The sequence below is a fragment of the Cyanobacterium sp. Dongsha4 genome, from assembly GCF_036345015.1.
GTDB lineage: Bacteria > Cyanobacteriota > Cyanobacteriia > Cyanobacteriales > Cyanobacteriaceae > PCC-10605.
Window position 1 is genome coordinate 816733 of the sequence record NZ_CP084098.1, and the last position, 26257, is coordinate 842989.

The 26257-nt window shown below is 35.5% G+C and carries 19 protein-coding genes; 13 read left to right on the plus strand and 6 right to left on the minus strand.

Annotated features, from left to right (window positions below; genetic code table 11):
• Positions 1-111 precede the first annotated feature (111 nt).
• From Dongsha4_RS03435 to Dongsha4_RS03445, 3 genes are all read right to left on the minus strand, one after another.
• Positions 112-921, minus strand: coding sequence for a hypothetical protein (locus Dongsha4_RS03435; protein ID WP_330204353.1), 810 nt, complete (start codon positions 919-921; stop codon positions 112-114).
• A 23-nt stretch (positions 922-944) separates the two neighbouring features.
• Complete coding sequence (locus Dongsha4_RS03440) at positions 945-1991, minus strand: glycosyltransferase family 4 protein (RefSeq protein ID WP_330204354.1); 1047 nt, start codon at positions 1989-1991, stop codon at positions 945-947.
• Positions 1992-2137: 146 nt separating this feature from the next.
• Positions 2138-2632: a hypothetical protein gene (locus tag Dongsha4_RS03445; protein WP_330204355.1), complete on the minus strand. Its 495-nt coding sequence runs from the start codon at positions 2630-2632 to the stop codon at positions 2138-2140.
• Positions 2633-2881: 249 nt separating this feature from the next.
• On the opposite strand from Dongsha4_RS03445, the gene ruvB reads away from it, so the two are divergent.
• The 5 genes from ruvB to Dongsha4_RS03470 all read left to right on the plus strand — a co-directional run bounded on the left by ruvB (position 2882) and on the right by Dongsha4_RS03470 (position 12363).
• Positions 2882-3967, plus strand: a complete 1086-nt coding sequence (gene ruvB / locus Dongsha4_RS03450; protein WP_330204356.1) for a Holliday junction branch migration DNA helicase RuvB — start codon at positions 2882-2884, stop codon at positions 3965-3967.
• Positions 3968-4327: 360 nt separating this feature from the next.
• Positions 4328-4468, plus strand: coding sequence for a hypothetical protein (locus Dongsha4_RS03455; protein WP_015219695.1), 141 nt, complete (start codon positions 4328-4330; stop codon positions 4466-4468).
• Between the two features lie 84 nt (positions 4469-4552).
• The gene (locus Dongsha4_RS03460; RefSeq protein WP_330204357.1) at positions 4553-6841 is read left to right on the plus strand and encodes an ATP-binding protein; all 2289 of its coding nucleotides are present in this window, start codon (positions 4553-4555) and stop codon (positions 6839-6841) included.
• 23 nt (positions 6842-6864) lie between these two features.
• Complete coding sequence (locus Dongsha4_RS03465) at positions 6865-8481, plus strand: response regulator (RefSeq protein ID WP_330204358.1); 1617 nt, start codon at positions 6865-6867, stop codon at positions 8479-8481.
• 186 nt (positions 8482-8667) lie between these two features.
• Positions 8668-12363: a PAS domain-containing hybrid sensor histidine kinase/response regulator gene (locus tag Dongsha4_RS03470; protein ID WP_330204359.1), complete on the plus strand. Its 3696-nt coding sequence runs from the start codon at positions 8668-8670 to the stop codon at positions 12361-12363.
• A 333-nt stretch (positions 12364-12696) separates the two neighbouring features.
• Here the strand turns inward: Dongsha4_RS03470 and Dongsha4_RS03475 are convergent, their stop codons facing one another.
• A complete protein-coding gene (locus tag Dongsha4_RS03475) occupies positions 12697-13887 on the minus strand; it encodes a tetratricopeptide repeat protein (protein ID WP_330204360.1) in 1191 nt (396 codons plus the stop codon).
• 454 nt (positions 13888-14341) lie between these two features.
• On the opposite strand from Dongsha4_RS03475, the gene Dongsha4_RS03480 reads away from it, so the two are divergent.
• From Dongsha4_RS03480 to Dongsha4_RS03515, 8 genes are all read left to right on the plus strand, one after another.
• A complete protein-coding gene (locus tag Dongsha4_RS03480; RefSeq protein ID WP_330204361.1) occupies positions 14342-15697 on the plus strand; it encodes a CmpA/NrtA family ABC transporter substrate-binding protein in 1356 nt (451 codons plus the stop codon).
• 38 nt (positions 15698-15735) lie between these two features.
• Positions 15736-16572 (plus strand): nitrate ABC transporter permease, encoded by an 837-nt coding sequence (gene ntrB, locus Dongsha4_RS03485; protein WP_330204362.1) that lies wholly within the window; start codon positions 15736-15738, stop codon positions 16570-16572.
• Positions 16573-16643: 71 nt separating this feature from the next.
• Positions 16644-18644, plus strand: coding sequence for a nitrate ABC transporter ATP-binding protein (locus Dongsha4_RS03490; protein ID WP_330204363.1), 2001 nt, complete (start codon positions 16644-16646; stop codon positions 18642-18644).
• 102 nt (positions 18645-18746) lie between these two features.
• Positions 18747-18965: a transferase hexapeptide repeat containing protein gene (locus tag Dongsha4_RS03495; protein ID WP_330204364.1), complete on the plus strand. Its 219-nt coding sequence runs from the start codon at positions 18747-18749 to the stop codon at positions 18963-18965.
• The gene (locus tag Dongsha4_RS03500) at positions 18962-19396 is read left to right on the plus strand and encodes a type II toxin-antitoxin system VapC family toxin (RefSeq protein ID WP_330204365.1); all 435 of its coding nucleotides are present in this window, start codon (positions 18962-18964) and stop codon (positions 19394-19396) included. The genes Dongsha4_RS03495 and Dongsha4_RS03500 overlap by 4 nt, the downstream gene beginning before the upstream one ends.
• 58 nt (positions 19397-19454) lie before the next feature.
• Positions 19455-20264, plus strand: a complete 810-nt coding sequence (locus Dongsha4_RS03505) for a nitrate ABC transporter ATP-binding protein (RefSeq protein ID WP_330205385.1) — start codon at positions 19455-19457, stop codon at positions 20262-20264.
• 251 nt (positions 20265-20515) lie between these two features.
• Positions 20516-20992, plus strand: a complete 477-nt coding sequence (locus tag Dongsha4_RS03510) for a hypothetical protein (protein WP_015219699.1) — start codon at positions 20516-20518, stop codon at positions 20990-20992.
• Between the two features lie 247 nt (positions 20993-21239).
• Positions 21240-22445, plus strand: a complete 1206-nt coding sequence (locus Dongsha4_RS03515) for an HhoA/HhoB/HtrA family serine endopeptidase (protein ID WP_330204366.1) — start codon at positions 21240-21242, stop codon at positions 22443-22445.
• 109 nt (positions 22446-22554) lie between these two features.
• On the opposite strand, the gene Dongsha4_RS03520 is transcribed toward Dongsha4_RS03515, so the two are convergent.
• Positions 22555-23727, minus strand: a complete 1173-nt coding sequence (locus tag Dongsha4_RS03520; protein WP_330204367.1) for a M20 family metallopeptidase — start codon at positions 23725-23727, stop codon at positions 22555-22557.
• 120 nt (positions 23728-23847) lie between these two features.
• Positions 23848-26199: a 1,4-alpha-glucan branching enzyme gene (gene glgB, locus Dongsha4_RS03525; protein ID WP_330204368.1), complete on the minus strand. Its 2352-nt coding sequence runs from the start codon at positions 26197-26199 to the stop codon at positions 23848-23850.
• Between the last annotated feature and the right edge of the window lie 58 nt (positions 26200-26257).

Genomic DNA, 26257 nt, shown 5'->3' on the forward strand with positions numbered 1-26257 from the left:
AGGTTTTCCCCGTTGCCCAATTAAAAATCAATGATTCTTATGGCTACACTTTCATATTAACTGTTAAAAGAAGCGATCGCATCTATTTTGTTTATTTTGTTACAAAAATCATTATCTTTGACTATTAGAATCTACGGGAAGGGTAATAAATTCGATCGCATCAATGAGGTTTTCAAAATTATTTAAAGTTTCAATTTTTGGGTTAAGATAAGTCAATTCTGGTACAATGCGATTAACGATTCGATCGAGGCTAGATTGACAACGATACTTACAGGCTTGAGATGCAAAATTGAGAAGAGCATCTACATCTGATAAAAGATTAGAGTTTATATTGTTATCGGTATTAATAGAATTAGCCAAAGAAGGCATATAACCCACAAAAGTGTGATTTTGTGCGGAAAGAGTTAAATAACTGTTGCGATTATAAGTGATAACTCCAAGCGCATTTTCTAGGGCTAAAGGGGTTAATGGATAGTTTTCCGCCATAAATTCCCTTGAATGATAATTATTAAGGAATAATCGGGCGTTTTTATTGCCTTCCTCTGCATAACATTGTTTCATGTACTCAATATACTCATTTTTGGAAGAAGAAAGCATATAGAAAAAATCCTGCAACTTTTCATCATGAAGAATGACTATACCCGGAAACCGCCGACTAATTTGCCATATATCCCCATACAATTCGGCATTATTACCAATATGGTAGATATTGACATCCCCTTGATTCAATTCTAACCACGATATTTGCTCAATTTTATATTCTTTGACGGCTACTTCTGTTTTTAGTTTAATATCCCATCGGCTTTGATTTGTCCAAAGAGTAATTTCAACTTTTTCTTGTAGAAATGGTAATAATTTTATGGTGTAGTTGATAATGTCGCTGTTGGCAGGAGGTAAAGGGGAAAACCAATTTATTTTCATTATTTTTCTTCTCTATTTTTTGACTAGCTAGTTAACTTTTCAATCACATTCATCCAACTTATATTCATTGATTCATAATGGCTTCTAGCATTTTTTCCCATTATCATTGACTGTTTAGGATTATCCCATAATTGATCCATTGCAGATGCGATCGCATCTGGGGTAGAATCAACAATAATACCCGTTTCTTGATTAACTAAAAATTCTAAAGGGCCACCAGAATCAAGGCAACTAATAATTGGTTTAGAAGATAACATTCCCTCAAGAGTAATATAGCCATAATCTTCATCAAAAGGAGGATAAATAACCCCCAAACATTCGCTATAATATTTTAGTTTTTCTTCCTCCGAGATTCTGCCCACAAAAATAGCCTTATCTTCAATACCTAATTTTTCTGCTAAAGTTTGTAAATCTCGATCATATTTTCCATCATCTGCCGCCCCCGCAAACACAACTTTAACAGGATAATGAGTTTTCGCCATTGCCTCTAAAATCAATTCCTGTCTTTTAATTTTGGTAAGACGACTAGGAAAAAAGAAATAACGTTGAGCATCTTTACCATAAAATTTTTCCGCATTTTGAGGAGGGTGATACAACGGAATAGAATCAACATTATTATAGTATTTGAGTCTATTAGCTACATTCTGAGAATTAGCATAAATTTTCTTACATTCTGCAAAGGCACGATTATCAGCGTTAATAATAGTATCCCTTATTTGTTGACCATCAGGATTTTGAGCCAATCCACACACAGGCTTACCCCATAAATCATAAGCATCTCGATGTTGATGAAGTAACCATAATACTTTATTGGGATGAGGAGTTAAATAAGCAGGAAACTTGAGAGGAATAACTAAATCAATTTTTTGTCCGCAAGATTCAGTAATATCTAAAAGACGGAACATTAACATGGTATCTAGGATACGTTGATTGGGATAACTTTTAAAGGGTATAGTCACCAATTCCGCCTCATAACCAAATTCCCGTAACGCTTTTAGCAAGGAATCCGCATGAATTTCCGCTCCTCCCATAATAAAGGGTGCTGACACTGAAAGAACAATTATTTTCATGATTGATGTCGCACTCAGCGCTGAATCTGAGTACAGTAGAAATGAGAATTTAAAATTTATAAATTAATAAAACCAGTAAATTTTATCAGAAATTTTGTCTTTTTACTAGATAAAAAAATAGTATCAATTATTGGTTTATTTGAGAATTATTTTATCCTTAACTGTTGTTCTTGTAGTTGATTAATAGTTTTTTCTAAAGATTTATTTTTATTATTTAAGTTGCTACTAATGGAACTCAACATCTGTAAATCTTCTTCAAAATTAGAATTCATCATTTGAATTTCTGACAACAAAACTTTATTGATTTTTACCGATTCTTCTAAAGCCTGTAAAATATTATTATTAACTTCTCTTTGATCTTTAAATAAAAATTGTAAGATTTTAAGACTCTTGCTCATAAATGGTTTCATTAAAATTAAGGGAAATTTATCAAAATTATGAGGTAAGTTTTTTCTGACTTTTGCTCTAAGTTTAGCAACTTCAATCAATTCTTGTAAATAATCAATTTGTTTATTGATAGAATACCAATAATTATTATAGCGATGATTTATTTTATCTTTTTCAGAAACAGAGATAATCTTTGCAGTAATTTTGTCTTTAATTTTTTGCTTATTTATAGTGGGAATATTCACTTCTAACATAATTTATTACCTATTAAATTAAATCTATATCTTAAGAAGTATAAATAAAATGAGTAAATGAAAACAATAGTAAGTAAAAAAAATGGCTCTCTTACTTTGGAGATGATAAATTATTCCTAAAAAAGGTCTGGCAAAATAAGAATTAAGATAAAATTAGTGCAGTTTAAAACCAATTTTGTCACTGTTGCCTGTTGCCTGACTTCGGGAAGAAGTCCAGAGAAACTATCAACAATTCAGATTAAAACATCAATGGCTATAAAAAGATCATCATCTTCAGATAAGAATAATCAATTACCCAAGCAAAGACAATTAAAGAAAAAAACTCCTAACACACCACAGAATGAAGATAAAGAAATTCTTTTACCGACGGAAATAGTTGAAGATGCCTTAGAAAGTGATGATAAAATTCGTCCTCACCGTTTTGCTGATTATATCGGACAAAAAGACTTAAAGGAAGTGATGTCCATTGCCATTCAGGCGGCAAAACAAAGAAATGAGCCTTTGGATCATATTTTACTTTATGGTCCTCCGGGGTTGGGCAAAACTACCATGTCTTTAATTTTGGCAGGGGAAATGGGGGTAAATTGCAAGATTACGGCGGCTCCAGCTCTTGAACGCCCTAGGGATATTACAGGGTTACTGGTGAGCCTTAAACAGGGAGATATATTGTTTATTGATGAGATCCATCGGCTAAACCGTGTTACAGAAGAGTTGCTGTATCCAGCGATGGAGGATGGACGTTTAGATATTACCATCGGGAAAGGGCAGGGAGCAAAAATTCGCAGTATTCCCCTTGCACCTTTTACTCTGATTGGGGCGACAACAAAAATCGGTTCTTTAACTTCTCCTTTGCGCGATCGCTTCGGTTTAATCCAAAGATTACAGTTTTACCACATTGATGAGCTAAAAGAAATTGTTTTACGTTCTGCTCAAATCCTTAATTTAACGATAGATGAACAGGGTGCGATCGCAATTGCTAGTCGTTCGAGAGGCACACCCCGTATAGCTAACCGTTTACTAAGAAGAGTAAGAGATTATGTTCAAGTGAAAGGAGAAAAGGTAATAAATCAAACTCTAGCTTGTGAAGCCTTAGATTTACATAATGTGGATGGTTTGGGATTAGATTGGACTGATAGATTAATTCTCACTACCATGATTGAACAGTTTAACCGAGGTCCTGTAGGACTAGATGCGATCGCAGCCGCTACGGGGGAAGACTCCAAAACCATCGAGGAAGTATATGAACCTTATTTGTTACAGATAGGTTTTCTTAATCGAACTCCGAGGGGTAGGGTTGTCACCGATAAAGCCTGTGAACATTTGAATATTAACTAAATTAGGAGTACATTTAAGTTTTCTGGTTAAGACAGGTTTGGGGGCAACGATGCAAACCCCCTTGGGAGGGCAGATCTGTTTCAAAGTAGAAAGACAAAAACGCTAAAACTATTGCCAGTAAAAGAATATAGCGTTTTAGGGCTTTGAGGAGTAAGAAATAGTTAAAAATGTTGAGATTATCAATTTATAACCATAAACCATTAAAAACTATTGCAAGAGTGCCTATTCCCCATTCCCCATTCCCCTAAATTTCCCCAGATGGTTAAGAATATTGACATTTTTCTCATATTTGAACCGTGAGATTGGTTTTAAGTTAATCTATTAGATAGGCAATTTTTAATTTAAAAATAATATTTTCCTATGTCTGACTTAAATCGTGGCATTATGAAATTTGACGGTGCAGATAAACCCATAGTTGTGGCAGTATCTGCGGTCATTATTCTGGGTAGTATTGCCGCTTTAATTATCTGGGCTTTGAAAGTGGCTTACGCAGTGGCTTAAGTCTCCTGATTGATGATTGATGATTGATGATTGATAATTGACGTTTACTCAAAATCTTAATTACCAAAAACATCTTGAAACAAGGTGAAAATCAAAACCAAAATTGTCAGTGGTTACGGTGTTGTCATTGGTGTTACTCTCTTGGGTGCTGGAATCGGTTTATTTTTGGGCAATTATTATCAGCAAAAAGCCTTAGAAGCTCAACAACAAGCCTCTAAGCAAAGGGAATTACTTAGCACTCTACAAATTGATATTCTCTATAATCGTCCTGCTAAACAACTAACTCCTCTTGTTAATACACCTGATGATTTTCGGAGAGAAACTTCTCAACTTATTCAAAGAATTGACCACATTAAAGATAATGTTGTTAGTTATAATCAATCCCACAATTCCTCTAATCTTGAGGGTTTAGATATTCTTTTAGAGCAGTATGTTCGGGATTTGAATGTTTTTAAGCAGAAGGTAGAAATATTCCTTGCCGAAGCGAATGGTTTGTTTGCAGTGGGAAATAATTCTCAGGTGGAAAAATTAGTAGTAAACTTAGTAAAAAGTAAAGAATTTGTTACATTTATTGAATTTCCTAATCAACTACGGAATTATTACGAAGATGCGATCGCACTTGATGATTTAGCGACAATACGTTTACTAAAAGCAGAAAACCTAAGAACACAAATAACATTATACAGTGTGGCTATTTCTATAATTTTAGGTATTGTCCTTTCCTTATCTATTAGTAATACCATTTCTCGTCCCATTCAAAATCTAAATGCCTTAGCAAGACAAATTACTCAAGAGTCGGATTTTAGCTTACAGGCTAACGTTGAAACTAAAGATGAAGTGGGAATGTTAGCAGATTCTTTGAATAAGTTAATTACTTATGTTCGGGATTTATTAGAACAAGAAAGAGTTTATACTACTCAACTAAAAGAAGCAAAAACCATCGCCGATGAAGCAAATCAGGCAAAAAGTGAATTTTTAGCGAATATGAGTCATGAGTTACGCACTCCCCTTAATGGTATTTTGGGCTACGCTCAAATCCTTAGTCGCTCTACTGTTATTCCTGAAAAAGAGCGTAATGGTATTCAAATAATTTATCAGTGTGGTAGTCATTTACTCACCCTCATTAATGATATATTAGACCTCTCCAAAATCGAAGCCAGAAAACTTGACTTGAATCCTAACATTATTCATCTAGCTTCTTTTTTACAAGGAGTTGTGGAAATTTGTCGGGTTCGTTCTGATAAAAAGGGTATAGAGTTTATTTATGATTATGATCATAGTTTACCAACTGCGATCGCATCTGATGAAAAACGACTACGTCAGGTTTTAATTAATTTGATCAATAATGCAATCAAATTTACTGATAAAGGGAGAGTTATTTTTCGGGTAACTTGTTTAAATTCAGAAGGATATAATTTGCGAGATTCTTCTAATTGTCTAATCAATTTTGAAATCGAAGATACAGGTATTGGCATTGCTAAACAAGATTTAGAAAAGATTTTTCATGCTTTTGAACAAGTCGGCACAGATAAAAAACGCTATGCTGAAGGAACAGGTTTAGGACTTGCTATCAGTCAAAAAATAGTTGAATTAATGGATAGCAAAATAGAAGTTAAAAGTAAATTAGGCAAGGGTAGCACTTTTTCTTTTACAATTAATGTGCCTCTTTCCCATAGTTGGAATCAAGATTTATTGAAGAAAGATGAGAATCAAATTATTGGTTATGAGGGTGAATCTATTAATATTTTAGTGGTAGATGACCGTTGGGAAAATCGCTCCGTTTTAGTTAATTTACTTGAGCCTATTGGATTTATCATCACCGAAGCGAAAAATGGCGCTGAAGCCTTAAATATTATTAAACAAAAGCATTTTGATTTGATTATCACAGATATTGTTATGCCCGTGATGGATGGTTATGAGTTGATTAAAACCTTGAGAAATGATTGTCTTTTTCAAGATCAAAAAATAATAGTTTCTTCTGCCTCTGTTTCTGATGTTGATAGGCAAATGTGCATCCATGCTGGGGGAAATGATTTTTTACCCAAACCAGTAGATGTGGAAGAGTTACTGGAGTTATTGACTAAATATTTACATTTAACTTGGAAATATACTGCTATACAAAATTCATCTCTAAGCAGTAATTTAGAAGAAGAAATGCTAATTCCTCCCCAAGCTGACTTACAAATGCTCTTAACTTTCGCAGAAGATGGTTTATTATCAAAATTGACCTTAAAAGCAGAAGAAATAGCAAACCAAAACCCTCGCTATTTACCTTTTATTAAAAAAGTGCTAAAACTAGCTAAGGAGTTTGAAATAGAAGAAATAGAGTCTCTTATTCACGAATCCCTTAATACTATCACTATTGATCATTAGCTTTGCCAAAGTAACCAATTACCATGAGTCATGATTTGAAGTCCACTAAAGATTTAATTTTAATCGTTGATGATGTACCTAGTAACTTAAATGTACTCTCAGAAACTTTAATTCAGGCTGGTTATGAAGTTGCGATCGCAACTAATGGAGAAAGAGCATTAAAGCAACTCATCAGAATTAGACCTAGTTTAATCTTATTGGATATTCAAATGCCGAAGATGGACGGGTTTACCATGTGTCAAAAGTTAAAGGAAAATCCCGACACTGTTAAAATACCAGTGATTTTCATGACGGCATTAAATGATTTAGATAGTAAGGTGAAAGGATTTGAATTAGGGGCATTAGACTATATTACTAAACCGTTTCAAGATCAAGAAGTTTTAGCAAGGGTCAAAACTCACATACAATTAAATAAATTAACCCATAATCTGCAAACAGAAATAGAACAGAAAACTATTTGGCTACAAGAAGCAAAAGTTGCCGCCGAAAAAGCCAACATTGCTAAAAGTCAATTTATTGCCAATATGAGTCATGAATTGCGCACTCCTCTTAATGCCATTTTGGGAATGACTGAGTCTTTACTAGAGAGAGTTTTTGGGCAAGTTAGTCCGCAACAAATTAAGCCCTTAACAACCATTCAAGACGCTGGAAATCATTTACTCGAATTAATTAATGACATACTCGATTTTGCCAAAATAGATTCTGATAATCTCGAACTATCTTTATTTGAGACTTCTATTGAACATATTATTAAACCAAGTATTCACTCAGTTAAACAATCTTTAGAGAAAAAAAATCTGACTTTAGAAACAAAAATTAGTCCGAATTTACCTCAAGTTATTGTTGATGAAAAAAGAATACGTCAAGTATTAGTTAATTTATTAAATAATGCCATTAAATTTACTCCAGAAAATGGTAAAATTACCCTAGAAGTTTCTTTAATTCCTAGTCCTAATTCTGAAGAGCTAGATTTAATTAATATCACTATTAAAGATACGGGTATCGGCATTGCAAAAGAAAACTTCGATCGCCTCTTTCAACCTTTTAGTCAAATTGATGGTAAACTTAATCGTCAATATGAAGGTACTGGTTTAGGACTATTTCTAGTTAAAAAAATTGTCGAGAATCATGGTGGTGAAATTAATTTAACCAGTGAATTAGGGAAAGGAACTTGTATTAGTTTTACTTTACCTTCCCATGAAGAAAAGAGTCTTTCATCTAAGCCTATAGACGAATTTAATGATAAAAAGAAAGATATTCAAAGAGAATTATTCCCCACTTTAATAACCTTCATGAATGAAGACAACAAAAATTATCTCGATACTGTTAATAGTTATCTTACCGCAAAAGGATACCACTTTTTATTAATAGAAAATAAAGATTTTAATATTGATTTAGTTATTAGCAAAAAACCTCATTTAATTTTAGTTGATTTTTCTTCCTACCTAACAGAAGAGGAGGTAAATATAATTCAAAAAATCCGTCAAAATTCTTATTTCGATAGTACCCCCATAATGGTTTTAATCCCTTTGATAATGGATAATCAAGAAAAATATTTAATTAATTTAGGGGTAGATTATTGTCTTTATAAACCTTTACGTCTTTCTGAATTAGATACTAAAATCCGTTCTTTGTTCTAAGATTAATCTAAGACTCATTAAACTTAACTTTTTTATAAATTCTTAAAAATGATTCAAACCCTTATTTGTTGCTTACTGCCCCTTAAAGATTTATATTTGTCCTAGCTTAACAAAGATAAGAAACACCTAAAAATTAGGAATTATGAAAAAAATTGAAGATTAAATATTTTGATACGGGCAAAGAAAATGACGGAAAATAAATTTGAACCTCATGGGGGAAAAGATACTCAAAAGCAGGAAATTAATATAGATAACTTTTTTTCTCTATCTTTAGATTTATTGTGTGTTGCGAATTTACAGGGAAATTTTGTTAAAGTAAGTAAGGCTTGGGAAGATGTTTTAGGTTATTCGTCAGATTTTTTGGAAAACATTTCTTATCTTGATTTTATTCATCCCGATGATATTACTAAGACTCAAGAAGCTACTCAACAGGTTGTCACTTCAGGTAGATTAGTCAATTTTGAAAATCGCTACCGTCATTATCAGGGCTACTATCTATATTTACAGTGGAATGCTTATTATGAAAATAATTTAATTTACGCTACAGCTAGAGATATAACAGAGAAGAAAAAAAGAGAGCTTGAATTAATTAAAACCAAAGAATTACTCACTGAAACAAGTCAATTAGCCAGAGTGGGGGGCTGGGAAGTCAATCTGTTGACTGGAGAAAATTGTTGGACTGAGATGACGAAAATAATTCATGAAATTCCCCTTGACTCTCAACCCTCTTTAGAAGACGGTATTAATTTTTATAAGCAGGGAAAAAATAGAGAATATGTTATTGAAGTGGTTAATCAAGCCATTAATGAGGGGAAAACGGGATTTTTAGAGGCAATTTTGGTGACTGGAAAGGGCAAAGAAATTTGGGTTAGGGCAATTATTCAACCTGAGTTTCAAGAGGGCAGATGTGTGAGAATATATGGTTCAATACAAGATATTGATCAACAAAAACGAAGTCAAATTGCATTACAAGAAAAGACAGAAGAGTATAATCAGTTAGTTTCTTTTATTCCCATCGGCATTTATAAGTTATCACAAGATTCCAGTTTTACCTATGTTAGCCCTGTTTGGTGTGCTTTAAATGGTTTGAAGGCGGAAGATGTTTTAACAGATAATTCTCGTGCTATGATGCTAATTCATCCTGATGATCGAGATTTATTTCTCAAAAAAAGTGAAGATGCGATCGCATCTAGGTCATGTTTCAATCATATAGCGAGAGTAGTTGTCAATGATAAAATCCGTTGGATGCAATTCCAATCGCAACCCCAAAAAGATAGAAATGGTAATTGGTTTTGGTTTGGCACACAAGTTGATATTACAGACTATAAAAATGCTCAAGATGAATTAAGAGAGACAAAAAATGAGATTCGGACAATTTTAGAATCTTTAAGCGAAGTGGTATGGGCGGTTAGTTATCCAGAGTTAAAAACCCTTTTTGTCAGTCGATGTGTAGAAGAGATATATGGTTTGCCTTATGAAGAATGGATGACAGATAATTCCCTGTGGGAAAAGTTTATTCATCCTGAAGATAAACCCATGGTTGGGAAAATGTGGCAAGATTTGTCAAATTATGGTTGTTTTTCAGCACAATATCGTATTATTACCACTCAAGGGCAAGTTAAATGGATTAACAATAAAGCTAGATATATTTATGATGAAAAAAAAATCCCCTACAGAATAGAAGGAATTGTCAGAGATATTACCTCAGAAAAAACCTTTGAAAATGAACTAAAAAACACCAATCAAATTCTATATCAGAAAGAAAAAGTTTTAGTTGCGATCGCACAAGCTACAAAAGAGTTGCTATCGAATAAAAATATCAACCAAGCAATTTATAAATCATTATCAATTATCCTTAAAGCAATAGAAGCAGATAAATCTTACTATATAAGTATTCGCCACGAAGCAACAGAAATATTTTTTAGTCAAGAATATGAATGCTATGGTGACGGCAGACAACCAACTATCAAAAATCCTTACCTACAGAATATCCCCGCCTCCGCATTTCCCCTCGCCGCCGACTATATCTTAGAGGGTAAAACCTTTCAAATTCTCACCAAAGATATAGATGATAGTATCCCCTTTAAGAAAGAATTATTGAAAATGGATATTCAGGGCTTAGTTTATATTCCCATTATCGATAATAATATGGCAGTAGAGCAACGCCATCGTAGAGTTATGGCTATGATTGGTTTTAGCTGTTGCCATCAAGAAAAATTATGGACAGAAGGAGAAGTTGCTTTATTATCTAGTTTTGCCGATAGTATTGCCAGCGCCATTGATAGAAATAGATTAGAAGCCAATTTACAACAAGCAAGAGAAAAAGCTGAAGCAGGAAGTAAGGCAAAATCGGAATTTTTGGCGAATATGAGTCATGAAATTCGCACTCCTCTTAATGGAGTTATCGGTTTTTCGGAATTACTTTTACAAACTTCCCTTAACTTCACCCAAAAAAAATATTTAAAATTAGTTCACCAATCAGGAAATCTATTATTAGAGTTGATTAATGATATTCTTGATTTTTCCAAAATTGAAGCAGGAAAACTAGAAATTAGCCATGAAAAAATTGATTTATGGGAGTTAGCTACCCAAGTTAGTGACTTAATTCGTTACCAAATTACAGATAACAAAAACATTGAACTATTGTTAAATATAAGTCCTGATTTGCCCCGTTTTGCCTACACGGATGAAGTGAGACTCAAACAAATTTTAATCAACCTTCTCGGAAATGCCACCAAATTCACCCTTAAAGGAGAAATAGAATTAAATCTTCAACTATTACCTTCTCAAAATGAAAAATCAACGATACTTTTTTCTGTCAAGGATACAGGTATTGGTATTTCTCCTCAAAAGCAAGAGATTATTTTTCAGGCTTTTACTCAGGAAGACGAATCCACAACCCGTAAATATGGAGGCACAGGTTTAGGTTTAACGATTTCTAGTAAGCTACTTAATTTAATGGGTAGTCAACTCAATCTTACCAGTGAGTTAGGTAAAGGTAGCACTTTCTTTTTTACTCTTAATCTCGTTACCGAAGCAGGAGAAATAATCCATTATCAAGGTTTAGAAAGTATTAGTAAAGTTTTGGTTGTGGATGATAATCTTAATAATAGTTGTATTCTTCAAGATATGTTGGCTCTGAAAAATATTAACTCTGATATTGCCAACGAAGGTGCGATCGCAGTTGAAAAACTGACAAAAAGTAATACATATCAAGCCGCCATAGTTGACTATGAAATGCCCGAAATGGATGGAATAGAGTTAATTCGCCACATTAGACAAAAACTCTTTATTTCTTCAGAAGAATTACCAATTATTCTCCTCCATAGCACGCCAGAAGATAGTTTTATTCATCAAGCCTGTAAAGAATTAGGAATTCAGAGTCAGCAAAGTAAACCCATTACCTTAAATAGACTTTTTATCGCTCTCTCACAGCTAAGAATAAAAGCCAATGCCTCCGTTATTTCCATAGAATCGAATACAACCTCGCAACCGAATTACTCTCACATCACAATTTTAATTGCAGAGGATAACCGAGTAAACCTAACTCTAGCAAAAGCAATGATTAGTAAAATACTACCCCAAGCCAGAATTATTAAAGCCAAAAACGGAGAAGAAGCAGTGGCAAAATTTATGGAAATCAAACCCGATTTAATTTTAATGGATTTACAAATGCCTCTACTTAGCGGTTATGAAGCAACTTCCATGATTCGAGCAAAAGAAAAAGAAACAAATACCCATACTCCTATTATCGCCCTCACAGCAGGAACAGTCAAAGGAGAAAGGGAAAAGTGTTTGCAATTAGGTATGGATGATTACTTAAGCAAACCGATTGTTTCTGAACAATTATTAACCATTATCAAGAATTTTTTACCGATTTAAAGGGTGCTTAAAAAGTGTTTTGAGAAAGCAAAAGTAAAGGGCAAGGAGCAAAGGTAATTAACCTGAGTTTTGGATAAGCTGAAAGCTGAAACCAACTCGTAGTCAGAAAACCTTATAGCTTCTTAGAAATAACGATAAAATTGCCTTAACCCGAACTAACGTAAAATCAATTTATTCAGCTTTTTTGTCAATAATTATTGCTTTTAACTCCGAACTCCGAACTCCGAACTCCGAACTCAGGTGACACCTAACCTTATCGGATATTCTTAAACCAAACTGAGGTTAATTAATTAGTTTCCCCCCAATACCCTAATAAACAAACAAACCTCCAACTTATTCCTCATTAACACGACTAATTTTACTGAAAAAATAATCTTCTTTATAATTAAGATGACGAGCAATTTCTAAGGCTTTTTGCCAGTATTGAAGTGCTTGATTTTCTTCCTCTTTTTGTTGATAAATTATTGCCATATAATCATAAGTATTCATTAAACCATAAAGATTATAAGACTGTTGTTCTATCTTGATTAATTCTTGATAAATTTGTAATGCCGAATCCCATTGTTCATATTCTTGATATAGTTTTCCTAGTTTCTTAAGGGCATCTCCTGCGATCGCATATTGTTGATTACTCCAAGCAGTATTAAAGGCTTCTTGATAAGATTGACTAGCAGATTGAGGATCATTTAAACTTTTATAATCATCACCAATGGCAATTTTTAACATAGCTAAAGAAGCTAAATTTTGATTTTGTAAACCATTTTCTACCAATTCCTCTTTATATTTAACAGAATTAGCAGGATTCACTAAAGCCTGACTTATCTCAGCTAATTTGCGTAAATAAATACCCTCTCCTAAATAGTCCTCATTTTGACGGGAAATTTCCAAAAGCTCCTTAAAAATAGGTTCAGCACTGTAATAGTCGAACTTGGCAAGATAAAGATTTCCTAACTTTTCCAAACTAGATTTAATTTGATCAGTATCATTATTGTTACGGGCAATTTCTAAATTATTTTGATTAAGAGTAATAGATTGATCTATATTATGTAAAACTTCGTGAGCATCAATTAAAATAGCCAAAAATTCCTCATCTAATTCTTTATTTTCTGTGGCTTGATTTTCAATTATATTTAATCTTTCTGTGAGAAAATTAATATCTTGATTTCTACTTTTATCCCAAGCAACTTTACCCACTTGATTAATCATTTTTATTTCAGCTTCTATGCCCAAATATCTACTTAAATTAATAGCTTCATACCATGCAGAAAAAGCATTATCATCATTACCTTGAGATAATTCTGTACTAGCCAAACTATTTAATTCTTCAATTCTATTTCTAATTCTTTTTTTCTCAAATGGAGTGATTTCTCTGTCAATACTAGGAATTAAATCACTACTAAAATTTGTCGTTAAAGGATTAGGTTTTTCTATTTCCTGAGCTACACTAATATGAGGATTAAAAAATAAAATAAACCAGAAAAAAAAACTTAATTGTCTGAAAAAAAAGTACTTTAATAGCTTCATATATTGTTTTCTACCTTTAACTGAATTTTCTGTCCTAGAAATTTAACACTTCTTATTCTACTTATTCTAAGAAAATAAAAAACTCTTTTGCCTCTCGTTAATAAAAAAGGAAATTAATAAGTAGCTCCACTTAATTAAACGTAAAATAGGCTCGGTTAGTAGTAAGGGCTAAAGCCCTTATTTCAAGAACATTTAAAACCCTTAAAGGGGTAACTACAAACTTTCTTTTATTTAATTGGCTTTACTTATCCCTTAGTTTATAAATACAATCAAGCATAAGAAATAGTAATTATTTATATTTAAAAATATAGTTTGAGCTTATAGACAATCCCCAATGTTTAAGGATATACTATTTTCCATAGATTAAAGGTAATCACCAAAGCAATAACCATAGCCTTTAGTCTATTAACTTTATCAATAAATAATAATCAAAATAGGAGCAAAAGAGGTTTAGATGTCTTACTTTTCCCGTCGTAAATTTATTTTGACTGCTGGTATATCTGCGAGTGCTGTTTTACTGAAAGGATGTGTCGGTAATCCACCTGAACCGGGAGGAGGTAGTACAGCAAATAATAATGTTACCAATGCACCAACGGATATTAGTCCAGAAATGATGCCTGAAACCACAAAAGTGAAGTTAGGTTATATTCCTATCGTGGAATCTGCGGCAATGATTGTGGCAAAAGAAAAGGGCTTTTTTGCTAAATATGGCATGACAGAAGTAGAGCTTTCTAAACAGGCAAACTGGGCTTCTGCAAGGGATAATGTTACTATTGGCTCTCAAGGAGGTGGCATTGATGGAGGACAATGGCAAATGCCCATGCCTCATTTAATCAGTGAAGGTATTATCACCAACGGCAACAAAGTTCCCATGTATGTTTTAGCTCAACTTAATACTCATGGTAACGGAATTGCGATCGCAGGTATTCATGCAGGAAAGGGCGTACATTTAGATATTAGTGGTGCGGCAGACTATATCAAGAGTTTTCCTAGTAACCAAGGCAGAAAATTCAAAGCCGCTCATACTTTCCCCAATGTTAACCAAGATTTTTGGATTCGTTATTGGTTCGCCGCAGGGGGCATAAATCCCGATACAGATATTGACTTGTTGGCAGTGCCTCCAGCCGAAACTGTGCAAGGAATGCGCAACGGTACAATGGATGCTTTTAGTACAGGAGATCCTTGGCCTTATCGTATTATTGCAGACAAAATTGGACATATGTCAGCATTGACGGCACAAATTTGGAAATTTCACCCTGAAGAATATTTGGCAATTCGTGCGGATTGGGTGGATCAAAATCCCAAGGCAACTAAAGCTATTTTAAAGGGTTTAATGGAAGCTCAACAATGGTGTGATAATCCTAGTAATCGCCCTGAATTGGTTTCTATTGTCTCTGGCAGAAATTACTTTAATATCCCTCCTGAAATTCTCGAACCGCCCTACGCAGGTAAATACACCATGGGAGACGGGCAACCCGATGTGGATGATTTCAAAATGGGGCCTCTGTATTGGAAAGATGATATTGGTAGTGTTTCTTATCCCTATAAAAGTCATGATTTGTGGTTTTTAACAGAGACATTAAGATGGGGTTTCCACAAAGGGCAAATTAATGATTTTGACCAGATTCAGCAAATTATTGACAGGGTAAATAGAGAAGATTTATGGAGAGAAGCCGCAACAGAAGCAGGATTTTCGGCAGATATTCCTACTAGCACATCAAGAGGAGTGGAAATATTTTTTGATGGCAAAACCTTTGATCCAACTAATCCACAGGAATATCTTAACAGTTTAACCATTAAAAACATTTGATTTTATTGTCATTTTTGAGGATAGAAAAGGAGCTAATTATGACAACATCTATGAGAATTTCTAACAGGAAGAATAATAATCCTGTGTTAACGTTTTGGCGAAAATACAAGGGAGATTTAATCCCTCCGATTATGGGAGTGGTTGGGTTTCTCTTACTGTGGGAGGCGGTTTCGATGTTACCCGGTATGCGTTTACCTGGTCCTAGCAGTTTATTTACAGACGATCGCACCCGTACTTTATTGTTATATCCTTTTTATGATCGAGGTGGTTTAGATAAAGGCTTATTTTGGCAAACTATGGCTAGTTTAGGAAGAGTGGCACAAGGCTATTCCCTAGCGGCATTGGTGGGTATTTCTACAGGGATTGTAGTTGGCACAAATCCTTTCTTAGATAAAGCCCTTGATCCAATTTTCCAATTTTTACGCATGGTTGCCCCTTTGGCGTGGGTTCCCATTGCCCTTGTAGCACTACAGCAAAACCAACCTGCGGCAATTTTCGTCATCTTTATTACGGCGGTGTGGCCTATTTTAATCAACACCACAGAAGGAGTGAAACAAATCCCCCAAGACTACATCAATGTACAGAAAGTATTGCGACTATCTCGTCAAAAGTTTTTCTTCAAAATTCTTTTACCCTCAGCATTACCCTACATTTTCACTGGTTTAAGAATAGGTATCGGGTTGGCATGGTTAGCGATTATTGCGGCGGAGATTGTCATGTCGGGGATTGTGGGTATCGGTTTCTTTATCTGGGATGCTTACCAACAAAACTATATCAGTGAAATTATTTTAGCGGTTATTTATATCGGTGCAGTGGGTTTAATTCTCGATCGAGCGATCGCCTATTTGCAAAAGATTATAGCACCGGGGCAGTAGTGAAAGTTTTTGGGTATTGGGGTATTGGGTTGTTGGGGTGTTATTTAGTATTGATTATAAATAGAAAAACTATGAGTTTATTCGTCGCAGTCGATAATATTGAAAAAGTTTTTCCCCTGACAGGAGGGGGCGAATATTTAGCTTTAAAAGGCATTAATTTAGAAATTAAAAAAGGTGAATTTATCTCTTTAATTGGACATTCTGGGTGCGGAAAATCAACTCTCTTAAATATGATTGCGGGGTTAGATTTACCCACCGAAGGCATTGTCACCCTAGAAGGAAAAAAGGTTAAAGAACCGGGTCCGGAAAGAATGGTAATATTTCAAAGTTACTGTTTATTACCCTGGTTGACGGTACGCCAAAATATTTCCCTTGCGGTGGATGAAGTGATGAAGGGTTACTCGGAAAGGGAGAAAAAAGACATCGTTAATGAACATATTAACCTTGTGGGTTTATCCCATGCCGCCGACAAACTCCCTAATCAGATTTCTGGGGGAATGAAACAAAGAGTTGCGATCGCCCGTGCTTTGGCTATTCGTCCGAAATTGTTGTTATTGGATGAGCCTTTTGGAGCTTTAGATGCCTTAACCAGAGGTAATTTACAGGAACAATTAATGCAGATATGCGCCCGTTACGAAATTACGGCGGTGATGGTAACTCATGATGTGGATGAAGCTGTATTTTTGAGCGATCGCATAGTCATGTTAACCAACGGACCTGGCTCAAAAATTGGCGGTATCCTAGAGGTGGACATTCCCCGCCCCCGTAAACGTTTAGAAGTAGTCAATCACCCTAGTTATTACAGTCTGCGTAGTGAAATTATTTACTTCCTAAATCAACAAAAACGGATTAAAAAATTCCGCTCTCAAAAACACGGTGCGATCGCCCGTCATGGTTTGGAAAAAATCAACCTTGAAATCGGTTTTGTACCCTTAACCGCCTGTGCACCCCTTGCCGTTGCTAAAGAAAAAGGCTTTTTTGCTAAACACGGCTTAGAGGAAGTGAACCTTGCGAGGGAAACCAGTTGGCGCGGTATAGTTGATGGAATTGCAGGAGGCTATTTAGATGCGGCACAAATGCCAGCAGGAATGCCTAGTTGGTTAACCATCGGTGGCAACAATGATGAACCTTTACCCACCGTCACCGCTTTAACTATCACCCGTAACGGTAATGCCGTCACCCTCGCTAAAAAATTCTATGATGAGGGTATTCACGATGGACACAAACTCAAAAGAATGCTGTTAGAGTCTGTTGATAATGCTCATACCTTTGGTATGGTACATCCATCATCCATGCACAATCTCTTATTACGTTATTGGTTGGCAGGAGAAGGAGTAGATCCCGATCGAGATGTCCATTTACAAACCATTCCTCCCGCCCAAATGGTAGCAGATTTAAAAGCAGGTAGTATTGATGGTTACTGCGTTGGTGAACCTTGGAACTTAAGGGCTTCTATGGAAGATGTCGGTTTTACCATTGCCACAGATTTAGAGGTATGGAACGGACACCCCGGCAAGGTTTTAGGAGTCAGGGAAGAATGGGCGATCGCCTATCCTAATACTCATATAGCCCTTGTCAAAGCCCTCTTAGAAGCCTGTCAATATTGTGCCAATCCTGAAAATCATCAGGAAATTCGAGAAATCCTTGCTTCTCGTCAATATCTGAGTACCAACATTGATTATATTCAACTAGGCGATCCGAAAAACTATACCTGCAACCTAGAAAAGCATACGGAGTATGCCCACCATCGCTTTTTTGGAGATGGTATGAATCGCCCTAGTCGTACTGAACATTTATGGATGATTACTCAGATGGCTCGTTGGGGTGATATTCCTTTTCCCCGTAACTGGGTAGAGATATTAGAAAGGGTTTGTCGGGTAAGTGTCTTTAGTACCGCCTGTCGAGAATTGGGTTTAACAGATCTGAAGTATCGCCGTGAACCAATTAAACTCTTTGACGGTATTCCCTTTGATGGAGAAGATCCGATCGGCTATTTAAACCATCTCAATATTAAACGGGATATAACTATGGCAGAAATTCCCCTAAACTCTCGTATTCTTGTCGCCGCCTAAATATTTGGGGTTGGGGTGTCGGGGTATTGGGGGAAGTGTTGTATTTAATAATTGATAGGAGGTTTAGAATAGGAAATAAATAGTCGAAATTAAGTCATAAATATGTCGAAAAAAGCAACTATAGAACAACGTCTGACAATCTTAGAAGAAGCGGTTATCAATATTCAAAATCAGATTAAATCAAATCCTAAATCTGACAATTGGCTTGATAATGTTATCGGTTCAATCTCTGATGAAGAAACCTTTTTAGAAGCCCTTGAATATGGTCAAAAATTTCGTCAAGAAACAATTTCTATGAATGATATTCAGGATCAGAAATGAGGTTTTTATTAGACACAAATCATATTAGTTTTCTTCAAAGAAAATCAGGTATTGAACATGAAATTTTAATTAGGCGTATCCGTAACTATTCTCCAGACGATTTTGCTTTTTCTATTATTAGTTTTCATGAACAAATAATTGGGGCTCATACCTATATTATTCGTTCTCAAAATTCAGAAAATTTATACAAGGGCTATCGCTTACTTCAACAAATTATTAACAGTTTTTCTGAAGCGAGAATTTTAGATTTTGAAAAAGATGCGATCGCTATTTTTCAACAATTAAAAAATCAAAAAATTGGTGTATCCACTATGGATTTGAGAATAGCATCGATCTCACTTTCTCGAAATTTAATTTTACTAACCCGTAATCAGAAAGACTTTACCAAAATACCCAATTTAATCATAGAAGATTGGACACAAATAACCTGATTGATTTACACCAGAGAAAACCATGCAAGTATCCCAAAGAAGAAAAATCGTAAGACAAATGGAAAAACAATTAAATATGGATTCATTTTTAACCATCGATAACGTTTCCAAGGTTTACCCTACTCCTAAAGGTTCGGTGACAGTCTTAAAAGACGTTAATTTAATTGTCGAGGAGGGGGAATTTATCTGTGTTATTGGGCATTCTGGATGTGGAAAGTCCACCTTATTAAATATGGTATCGGGTTTCACTCAACCCACTTTAGGGGCGGTTCATGTGAAAGGAAAAGAGATTACTAAACCGGGGCCCGATCGCATGGTTGTATTTCAAAACTATGCCCTTTTACCTTGGTTAACGGTGTTTGAAAACGTTTATTTAGCTATTGATTCAGTTCATCCTAACAAAAAAGAAGCAGAAAAAAGGGCGATCGCACGGGATCATTTAGCATTAGTGGGATTAACCGATGCGGCGGATAAAAAACCAACCCAAATTTCTGGAGGGATGAAACAACGTACTTCCATCGCCCGTGCCTTAGCCATACGCCCCGAAGTTCTTATTTTAGATGAACCTTTTGGGGCATTAGATCCCATTACCAAAGAGGAGTTACAAGAAGAATTACTCAACATCTGGAATGAACACCGTTGCACTGTTTTAATGATTACCCATGATATTGATGAAGCTCTGTTTTTGTGCGATCGCCTCGTGATGATGACCAATGGGCCAGAAGCAACTATTGGCGAAATTATGAATATTCCTTTTCCTCGTCCACGAGACAGAGAGAGGATTATGGAAGATCCCAACTATTATGACCTCCGTAATCATGCCTTAGATTTTCTCTATAATCGCTTTGCTCATGATGATGTAGCATAAACCTGAGTTCGGGGTTAGAAGTTAGGAGTTATTAATTATTAACTATTTACCTTTGCCCATTGCCCTTTTAACTTTGCCTTTTGACTATCTTCGCCAAATTTAACAACCCCTATTGTAAGAATGAAATTAAGTTAGTTACGAAAAGTAACAATAAGGATAATCTTTAAATTATTTATTAGTGGTTATCATAGATAATGGTGTGATCTATATAAAAGATTTTTCCACCAAGTATTCGTCAATCCGTGAAGACCATGATTTTAAATTTTTCCTTTAAACTATTGACAGAAGGTGGCAAATTATTATGTAAATGTTCCCTATATAAAACCTATCGAGTCGCTTCTAGTGTTCCAGTAGATATGGTTTGGGGAAAATTAATTAATTTAGCAGATATGTCATGGCATCCTCTTTTTTCTCAAACAAATTTACCTAAAGGCTTGATTCCTAAGCCGGGGTTAATTTTTTCTGTCGTTACCCGTTTGACTCCTTTTCCTATTCGTGCTTTTGTAGAAAGTGTGCGTCCTAGAGAATTGCTGAGTATCCGTTTACTGGCTATTCCGGGTATTGAGCAAAGAATCACTTATCAAATAGAGTCCACTTTATGCGGTAGTTATATTGCTTATTCTATAACTCTTAGAGGGTGGCTATCTCCTTTTATTTGGTGGCTGATAAAACCCTACTCTATTAAAGTCGCTAATGAGTTGGTTAATGCGGCGGCTAAATGTCACTAAAATTTCATCTTAGGTTCACATCAAAGTCATATTAGTTGTTTATAGTATTAAGTGTCAGGGAGAAAGATAGGTTTTCCTCTTTAGCTCCTTCGCACCTTTAATCCCTGACTTTTTTTTATTTTTTTTGTTCGTGTGATTAATTTATTTGTGTAGCAATTATTTTTTATCTTATTTTCTTTTCAGTCTAGTAATTAATTATTTTCTAAGTTTGCATTATTTCATTATTTTTACAGAGGTTTGAGCTATTATGGTTAACAAATTTATGCAGAGATTTACAACGGGAGCATCTTTACTATTGTTAGGTGCTGGTATAGGAGTAGGAACAAATTATTTAGTTAACACCCCTCAATTATTTGCTTTCACTAAGGATGGTGAAACTCGTCTTTTCAAAGAAGATAAAGTTTATAACGGTGATTCTACTATCAGCGCATTACCCAACAATGAGAACCTTAATTTTGTGGCTCAAGTTGTACAGGAAGTGGGGCCAGGAGTGGTGAGAATTAATGCTTCTCGTAAGGTTGCCACTAATGTTCCACCGATGTTTAATGATCCTTTTTTCCGTCAGTTTTTTGGAGATAAAGTTCCTCAAGTTCCTGATGAGCAGATTCAAAGAGGTACAGGATCTGGTTTTATTATTAGTGAAGATGGTAAAATTTTAACCAATGCTCATGTGGTAGATGGAGCAACCGAAGTAACCGTAAATCTCAAAGATGGTAGAGTTTTTGAAGGTAAAGTATTGGGGTCTGATCCTCTCACAGATTTGGCAGTAATTCAAATTGATGCAGAAAAATTACCTGTATTAGAAATCGGTAATTCCGATGATTTAGTAATTGGAGAATGGGCGATCGCAATTGGTAATCCCTTGGGTTTAGATAACACTGTAACTACGGGGATTGTTAGTGCTACAGGGCGATCGAGTTCTGAAATTGGCGTGGGAGATAAGCGTTTAGACTTTATTCAAACAGATGCGGCTATCAACCCCGGTAATTCTGGAGGTCCTCTTTTAAATGCAAAAGGAGAAGTAATTGGTATCAACACCGCAATTATCCAAAATGCTCAAGGATTAGGGTTTGCAATTCCCATTAACCGAGCGGCACAAATTGCCCAAACCTTAATTGCTGATGGTAAAGTAGAACATCCTTATATCGGTATTAGTATGGTATCTCTTGATGCACAAACCAAAGAGCGATTACAAGAAATGAATAAACCGAATTTAGTTGATGAAGAAGGGGTTTTAATTGTAAATGTTCTGCCCAATTCTCCTGCGGCTCAAGCTGGTTTAAAATCGGGGGATGTTATCCAAGGAGTTGAGGGAGAAAAAATTAAAGATTCTACTCAAGTACAAAAAATTGTGGAGTCAAGAAAAGTTGGTTCAGAGTTAACTTTAAACTTACGTCGAGATGATCAAGATTTAAACGTGGCTGTTAAATTGGGTATTTTACCAACTAATTAACCTGAGTGGGTTAAGAGGCAATGATTTGAGTTAGGAGTTAAGGTCAAAAGGAAATTTCCCTCCAATCCCCAAATCCCTCAACACCCCAACACGCCAAACCATAAAAACCTTACTTGAAGTATTGATAAGCACTATAAGCCATAGTAATAACCCCAGTAATAATTGATGATTCGTCTAATTCAAAGCGGGGATGATGCAGAGGATAATTTTTTTTCTCTTCCATCCCAATACCCAAGCGAAACATTGTACCTGGTGCATAATCTAAATAAACAGCGAAATCTTCTGCCCCTAAAGATGGTTCTAAAATATTAATAACCTTTTCTTCTCCTAAAGCCTCTGTTGCAGATTTTTCCATTATTTTCGTCAAATTGAGGTCATTCTGGACACTGGGAAGACGATGATTATATTTAATTTCACATTTTGCACCGTATATATTGCAAATACCTTCAACAATTCCTTTTATCCAACTAGGTAAATTTTCCCTAATTTCAGGATGGAGCGATCGCACTGTTCCCACCATTTTCACTTGATCCGCTATGATATTGGGGGCACTGCCACCGCTAATTTGTCCAATAGTTAAAACCAAAGGATGTAACGGATTATGAGTGCGACTGATTGCCTGTTGTAAAGCAGTGATTACCTGTGCCGAAATCCAAATGGCATCAATAGCTTGATGAGGTCTTGCACCATGACCAGCTTCACCTTGAATTGTTATTTCTAAATCATCCATTGCCGAAGTTAAAGCACCGTAGCGAATGCCCACAGAACGAGCAGGAATAGTCGGAAAAACATGAACCCCAAAAATGGCATCCACATCCTTCATCGCCCCATCAGCGACCATCCAAAGTGCTCCCTGTGCAATTTCTTCAGCAGGTTGAAACAAAAAGCGAATATTTCCATCGATGCGATCGCACATTTGAGCTAAAATCATCGCCGTTCCCAATCCTACAGTTGTATGTACATCATGTCCACAGGCGTGCATTACCCCCGGCACACGGGACACAAAATCAAGGGAAGTAGCCTCATGAATCGGCAAAGCATCCATATCCGTGCGAATAGCTAAAATGCGATTTTGACTACCATTACCCTTCAATTCTCCGATTACCCCAGTTTTGCCAACACCCTCTTGCACCGACAAACCACAGGAAGACAAAACCCCCGCCACATAAGCCGCCGTTTGATATTCTTGTCCACTCAACTCAGGATGAGCATGGAAATGACGACGGATTTCAATTAATCTAGGAGCAATTTCTTGAGCAATATCTTTAATTTTATCTAGCATTTATGGTTTGAGTAATGAGTAATAAGCCTCTGACGAGGCAGGGAACAGAGAACAGGGAATAGAGAACAGTGTATAATTAAATTTTACTCTTAACTCCGAACTCCGAACCCCGAACTCAAATCATTCTTCCTCCAAACTAACAGATTCATCAATGAAATCTTCGAGGAAATCTTCTGGAATATTTTTCTCTTCTATCACCCCTTCCTGTATAGGCTCAGGCTTTAACATCAATACACCCAAAGGAGGTAAACACAAGTCGAGAGAATGATCATAATTATGGAAAAACCATTCATCCGTCATTTTTCCCCCTAAATTACCCATATTACTGCCACCATAATCCCTTGAATCACTATTGAAAATTTCCCTATAAAAACCAGCACGGGGTACTCCAATACGATAATGACTATGGGGTTGAGGAGTAAAATTACAAACAATCACAATAAAATCATTAATATCAGCTCCACGACGAATAAAAGAAACAACGCTATGCCGATTATCACTACAATCTATCCACTGAAAACCATCCCCCTCAAAATCCCTTTCATACAAAGCAGATTCACTCTTATATAGATGATTCAAGTCAATAAAAAACTTTTGTAACTGCTTATGGCGATCGAACTGTAATAAATGCCACTCCAAATCAGTATTTATGTTCCACTCGCTCCACTGTCCAAACTCCATACTCATAAACATGGTTTTTTTACCCGGATGAGCATACATATAACTAAATAAACTCCTTAAATTAGCAAACTTTTGCCACTCATCCCCCGGCATTTTACCAATCATACTACTTTTGCCATGGACAACCTCATCATGAGAAAACGCCAACATAAAATTCTCATTTTGGTGATACCACATACTGAAAGTAACGTTATTCTGATGGAATTGACGAAACCAAGGATCCATACTAAAATAGTCCAAAATATCGTGCATCCAGCCCATATTCCACTTCATGTTAAAACCCAATCCCCCCATATAAGGAGGACGAGAAACCATCGCCCATGCCGTTGACTCCTCCGCAATGGATAAAATACCAGGATACTGCTCAAAAATAGTCGTATTAACTTGCCTAATGAACTCTACCGCTTCAATATTCTCTCTACCGCCAAATTCGTTGGGAATCCACTCTCCATCTTCTCGATCATAATCCAAGTAAAGCATCGAAGCCACCGCATCTACCCTAATCCCATCAATATGATATTTATCAAACCAGAAAAGGGCATTAGCAATCAAAAAATTACGAACTTCATTTCTACCATAATTAAATACCAAAGTACCCCAACTCTTATGTTCTCCTTTTCTAGGGTCTTGATGTTCAAATAAATGTGTACCATCAAAATAGGCTAACCCATGAGCATCTTTGGGAAAATGTCCTGGTACCCAATCTAAAATAACTCCAATCTCATTTTGATGACATTGATCAATAAAATACATTAAATCTTCAGGAGTACCATAACGAGAAGTAGGGGCATAATATCCCGTTACCTGATAACCCCACGAACCATCATAAGGATGCTCTGCTAGAGGTAATAATTCAATGTGAGTATAGCCCAATTTTTTGACGTAGGGAATTAATTTTTCTGCCAACTCATAATAGGTTAAGTAACGGGCGGAGGGTTTATATTCAGAAGCATGGACAATTTCAGCTTTTGTGCCATACTGTTTTAACGGTTCTTCTTCCGATGTGTGTAACCATGAACCTAAGTGAACTTCATACACGGCTACAGGTTGAGTCAAAGGATCACTTTTACTGCGTTTTTCTAACCATTCTTGATCTTGCCATGGATAGGTATCTAAATCACTAACCACTGAAGCGGTTTTCGGACGTGCTTCTTGAGAAAAAGCAAAGGGATCTGATTTAATATAGATATGACCTTCCCAATTTTTAATTTCATATTTGTAGTGAGTACCAAAATCGAGATCGGGAATAAATAATTCCCAAATCATATCTTGTTTTTTACTCATTTGATGTTCTCTACCATCCCATGAATTGAAATCCCCAATTACAGAAACGTTACGGGCATTGGGAGCCCAAACAGCAAAATATACTCCCTTTACTCCATCTAATTCAATGACATGAGCCCCTAGTTTTTCATAGATGCAATAATGGTTTCCCTCTCCGAATAGGTAAATATCATAGTCAGTGATAGGGGAATCTTTGAATTTATAAGGATCATAAATTATCTTTTCTTGTTTACCTTCTTTTACTTTCAATTTGTAGGTATCTAATTTTTCGGCTTTGATTTCACACTCAAAAAAATGGGGATGATGAACCGATTTCATCGGATATTGTCGCTTACTATCTGGTAACATCACTGATACACTATCAGCTTTTGGTAAATATGCACGGATTACCCATGTTTTTTGCCTTTGCCTTTCTGAAATTAAGTGACAGCCTAATATCTCAAAGGGATTATGGTGCAGGTTGTTAACTATTTGATTAACTTGCTCAATAGTAATTTTGCTAGGCATTTAATTCGAGATTCTTAACATTTTTTCTATATGTTTTAATCATAATAGCTAGTTTGAT

Bases quoted from the DNA above. Each gene is read 5' to 3' on its own strand.
- Dongsha4_RS03435 (WP_330204353.1), bottom strand. From the start codon at position 921: ATGAAAATAAATTGGTTTTCCCCTTTACCTCCTGCCAACAGCGACATT.
- Dongsha4_RS03495 (WP_330204364.1), top strand. From the start codon at position 18,747: ATGTCGAAAAAAGCAACTATAGAACAACGTCTGACAATCTTAGAAGAA.
- Dongsha4_RS03510 (WP_015219699.1), top strand. From the start codon at position 20,516: ATGATTTTAAATTTTTCCTTTAAACTATTGACAGAAGGTGGCAAATTA.
- glgB (WP_330204368.1), bottom strand. From the start codon at position 26,199: ATGCCTAGCAAAATTACTATTGAGCAAGTTAATCAAATAGTTAACAAC.
- Dongsha4_RS03470 (WP_330204359.1), top strand. From the start codon at position 8,668: ATGACGGAAAATAAATTTGAACCTCATGGGGGAAAAGATACTCAAAAG.
- ruvB (WP_330204356.1), top strand. From the start codon at position 2,882: ATGGCTATAAAAAGATCATCATCTTCAGATAAGAATAATCAATTACCC.
- Dongsha4_RS03520 (WP_330204367.1), bottom strand. From the start codon at position 23,727: ATGCTAGATAAAATTAAAGATATTGCTCAAGAAATTGCTCCTAGATTA.
- Dongsha4_RS03505 (WP_330205385.1), top strand. From the start codon at position 19,455: ATGGAAAAACAATTAAATATGGATTCATTTTTAACCATCGATAACGTT.
- Dongsha4_RS03515 (WP_330204366.1), top strand. From the start codon at position 21,240: ATGGTTAACAAATTTATGCAGAGATTTACAACGGGAGCATCTTTACTA.
- Dongsha4_RS03445 (WP_330204355.1), bottom strand. From the start codon at position 2,632: ATGTTAGAAGTGAATATTCCCACTATAAATAAGCAAAAAATTAAAGAC.
- Dongsha4_RS03500 (WP_330204365.1), top strand. From the start codon at position 18,962: ATGAGGTTTTTATTAGACACAAATCATATTAGTTTTCTTCAAAGAAAA.
- Dongsha4_RS03490 (WP_330204363.1), top strand. From the start codon at position 16,644: ATGAGTTTATTCGTCGCAGTCGATAATATTGAAAAAGTTTTTCCCCTG.
- ntrB (WP_330204362.1), top strand. From the start codon at position 15,736: ATGACAACATCTATGAGAATTTCTAACAGGAAGAATAATAATCCTGTG.
- Dongsha4_RS03440 (WP_330204354.1), bottom strand. From the start codon at position 1,991: ATGAAAATAATTGTTCTTTCAGTGTCAGCACCCTTTATTATGGGAGGA.
- Dongsha4_RS03480 (WP_330204361.1), top strand. From the start codon at position 14,342: ATGTCTTACTTTTCCCGTCGTAAATTTATTTTGACTGCTGGTATATCT.
- Dongsha4_RS03465 (WP_330204358.1), top strand. From the start codon at position 6,865: ATGAGTCATGATTTGAAGTCCACTAAAGATTTAATTTTAATCGTTGAT.
- Dongsha4_RS03455 (WP_015219695.1), top strand. From the start codon at position 4,328: ATGTCTGACTTAAATCGTGGCATTATGAAATTTGACGGTGCAGATAAA.
- Dongsha4_RS03475 (WP_330204360.1), bottom strand. From the start codon at position 13,887: ATGAAGCTATTAAAGTACTTTTTTTTCAGACAATTAAGTTTTTTTTTC.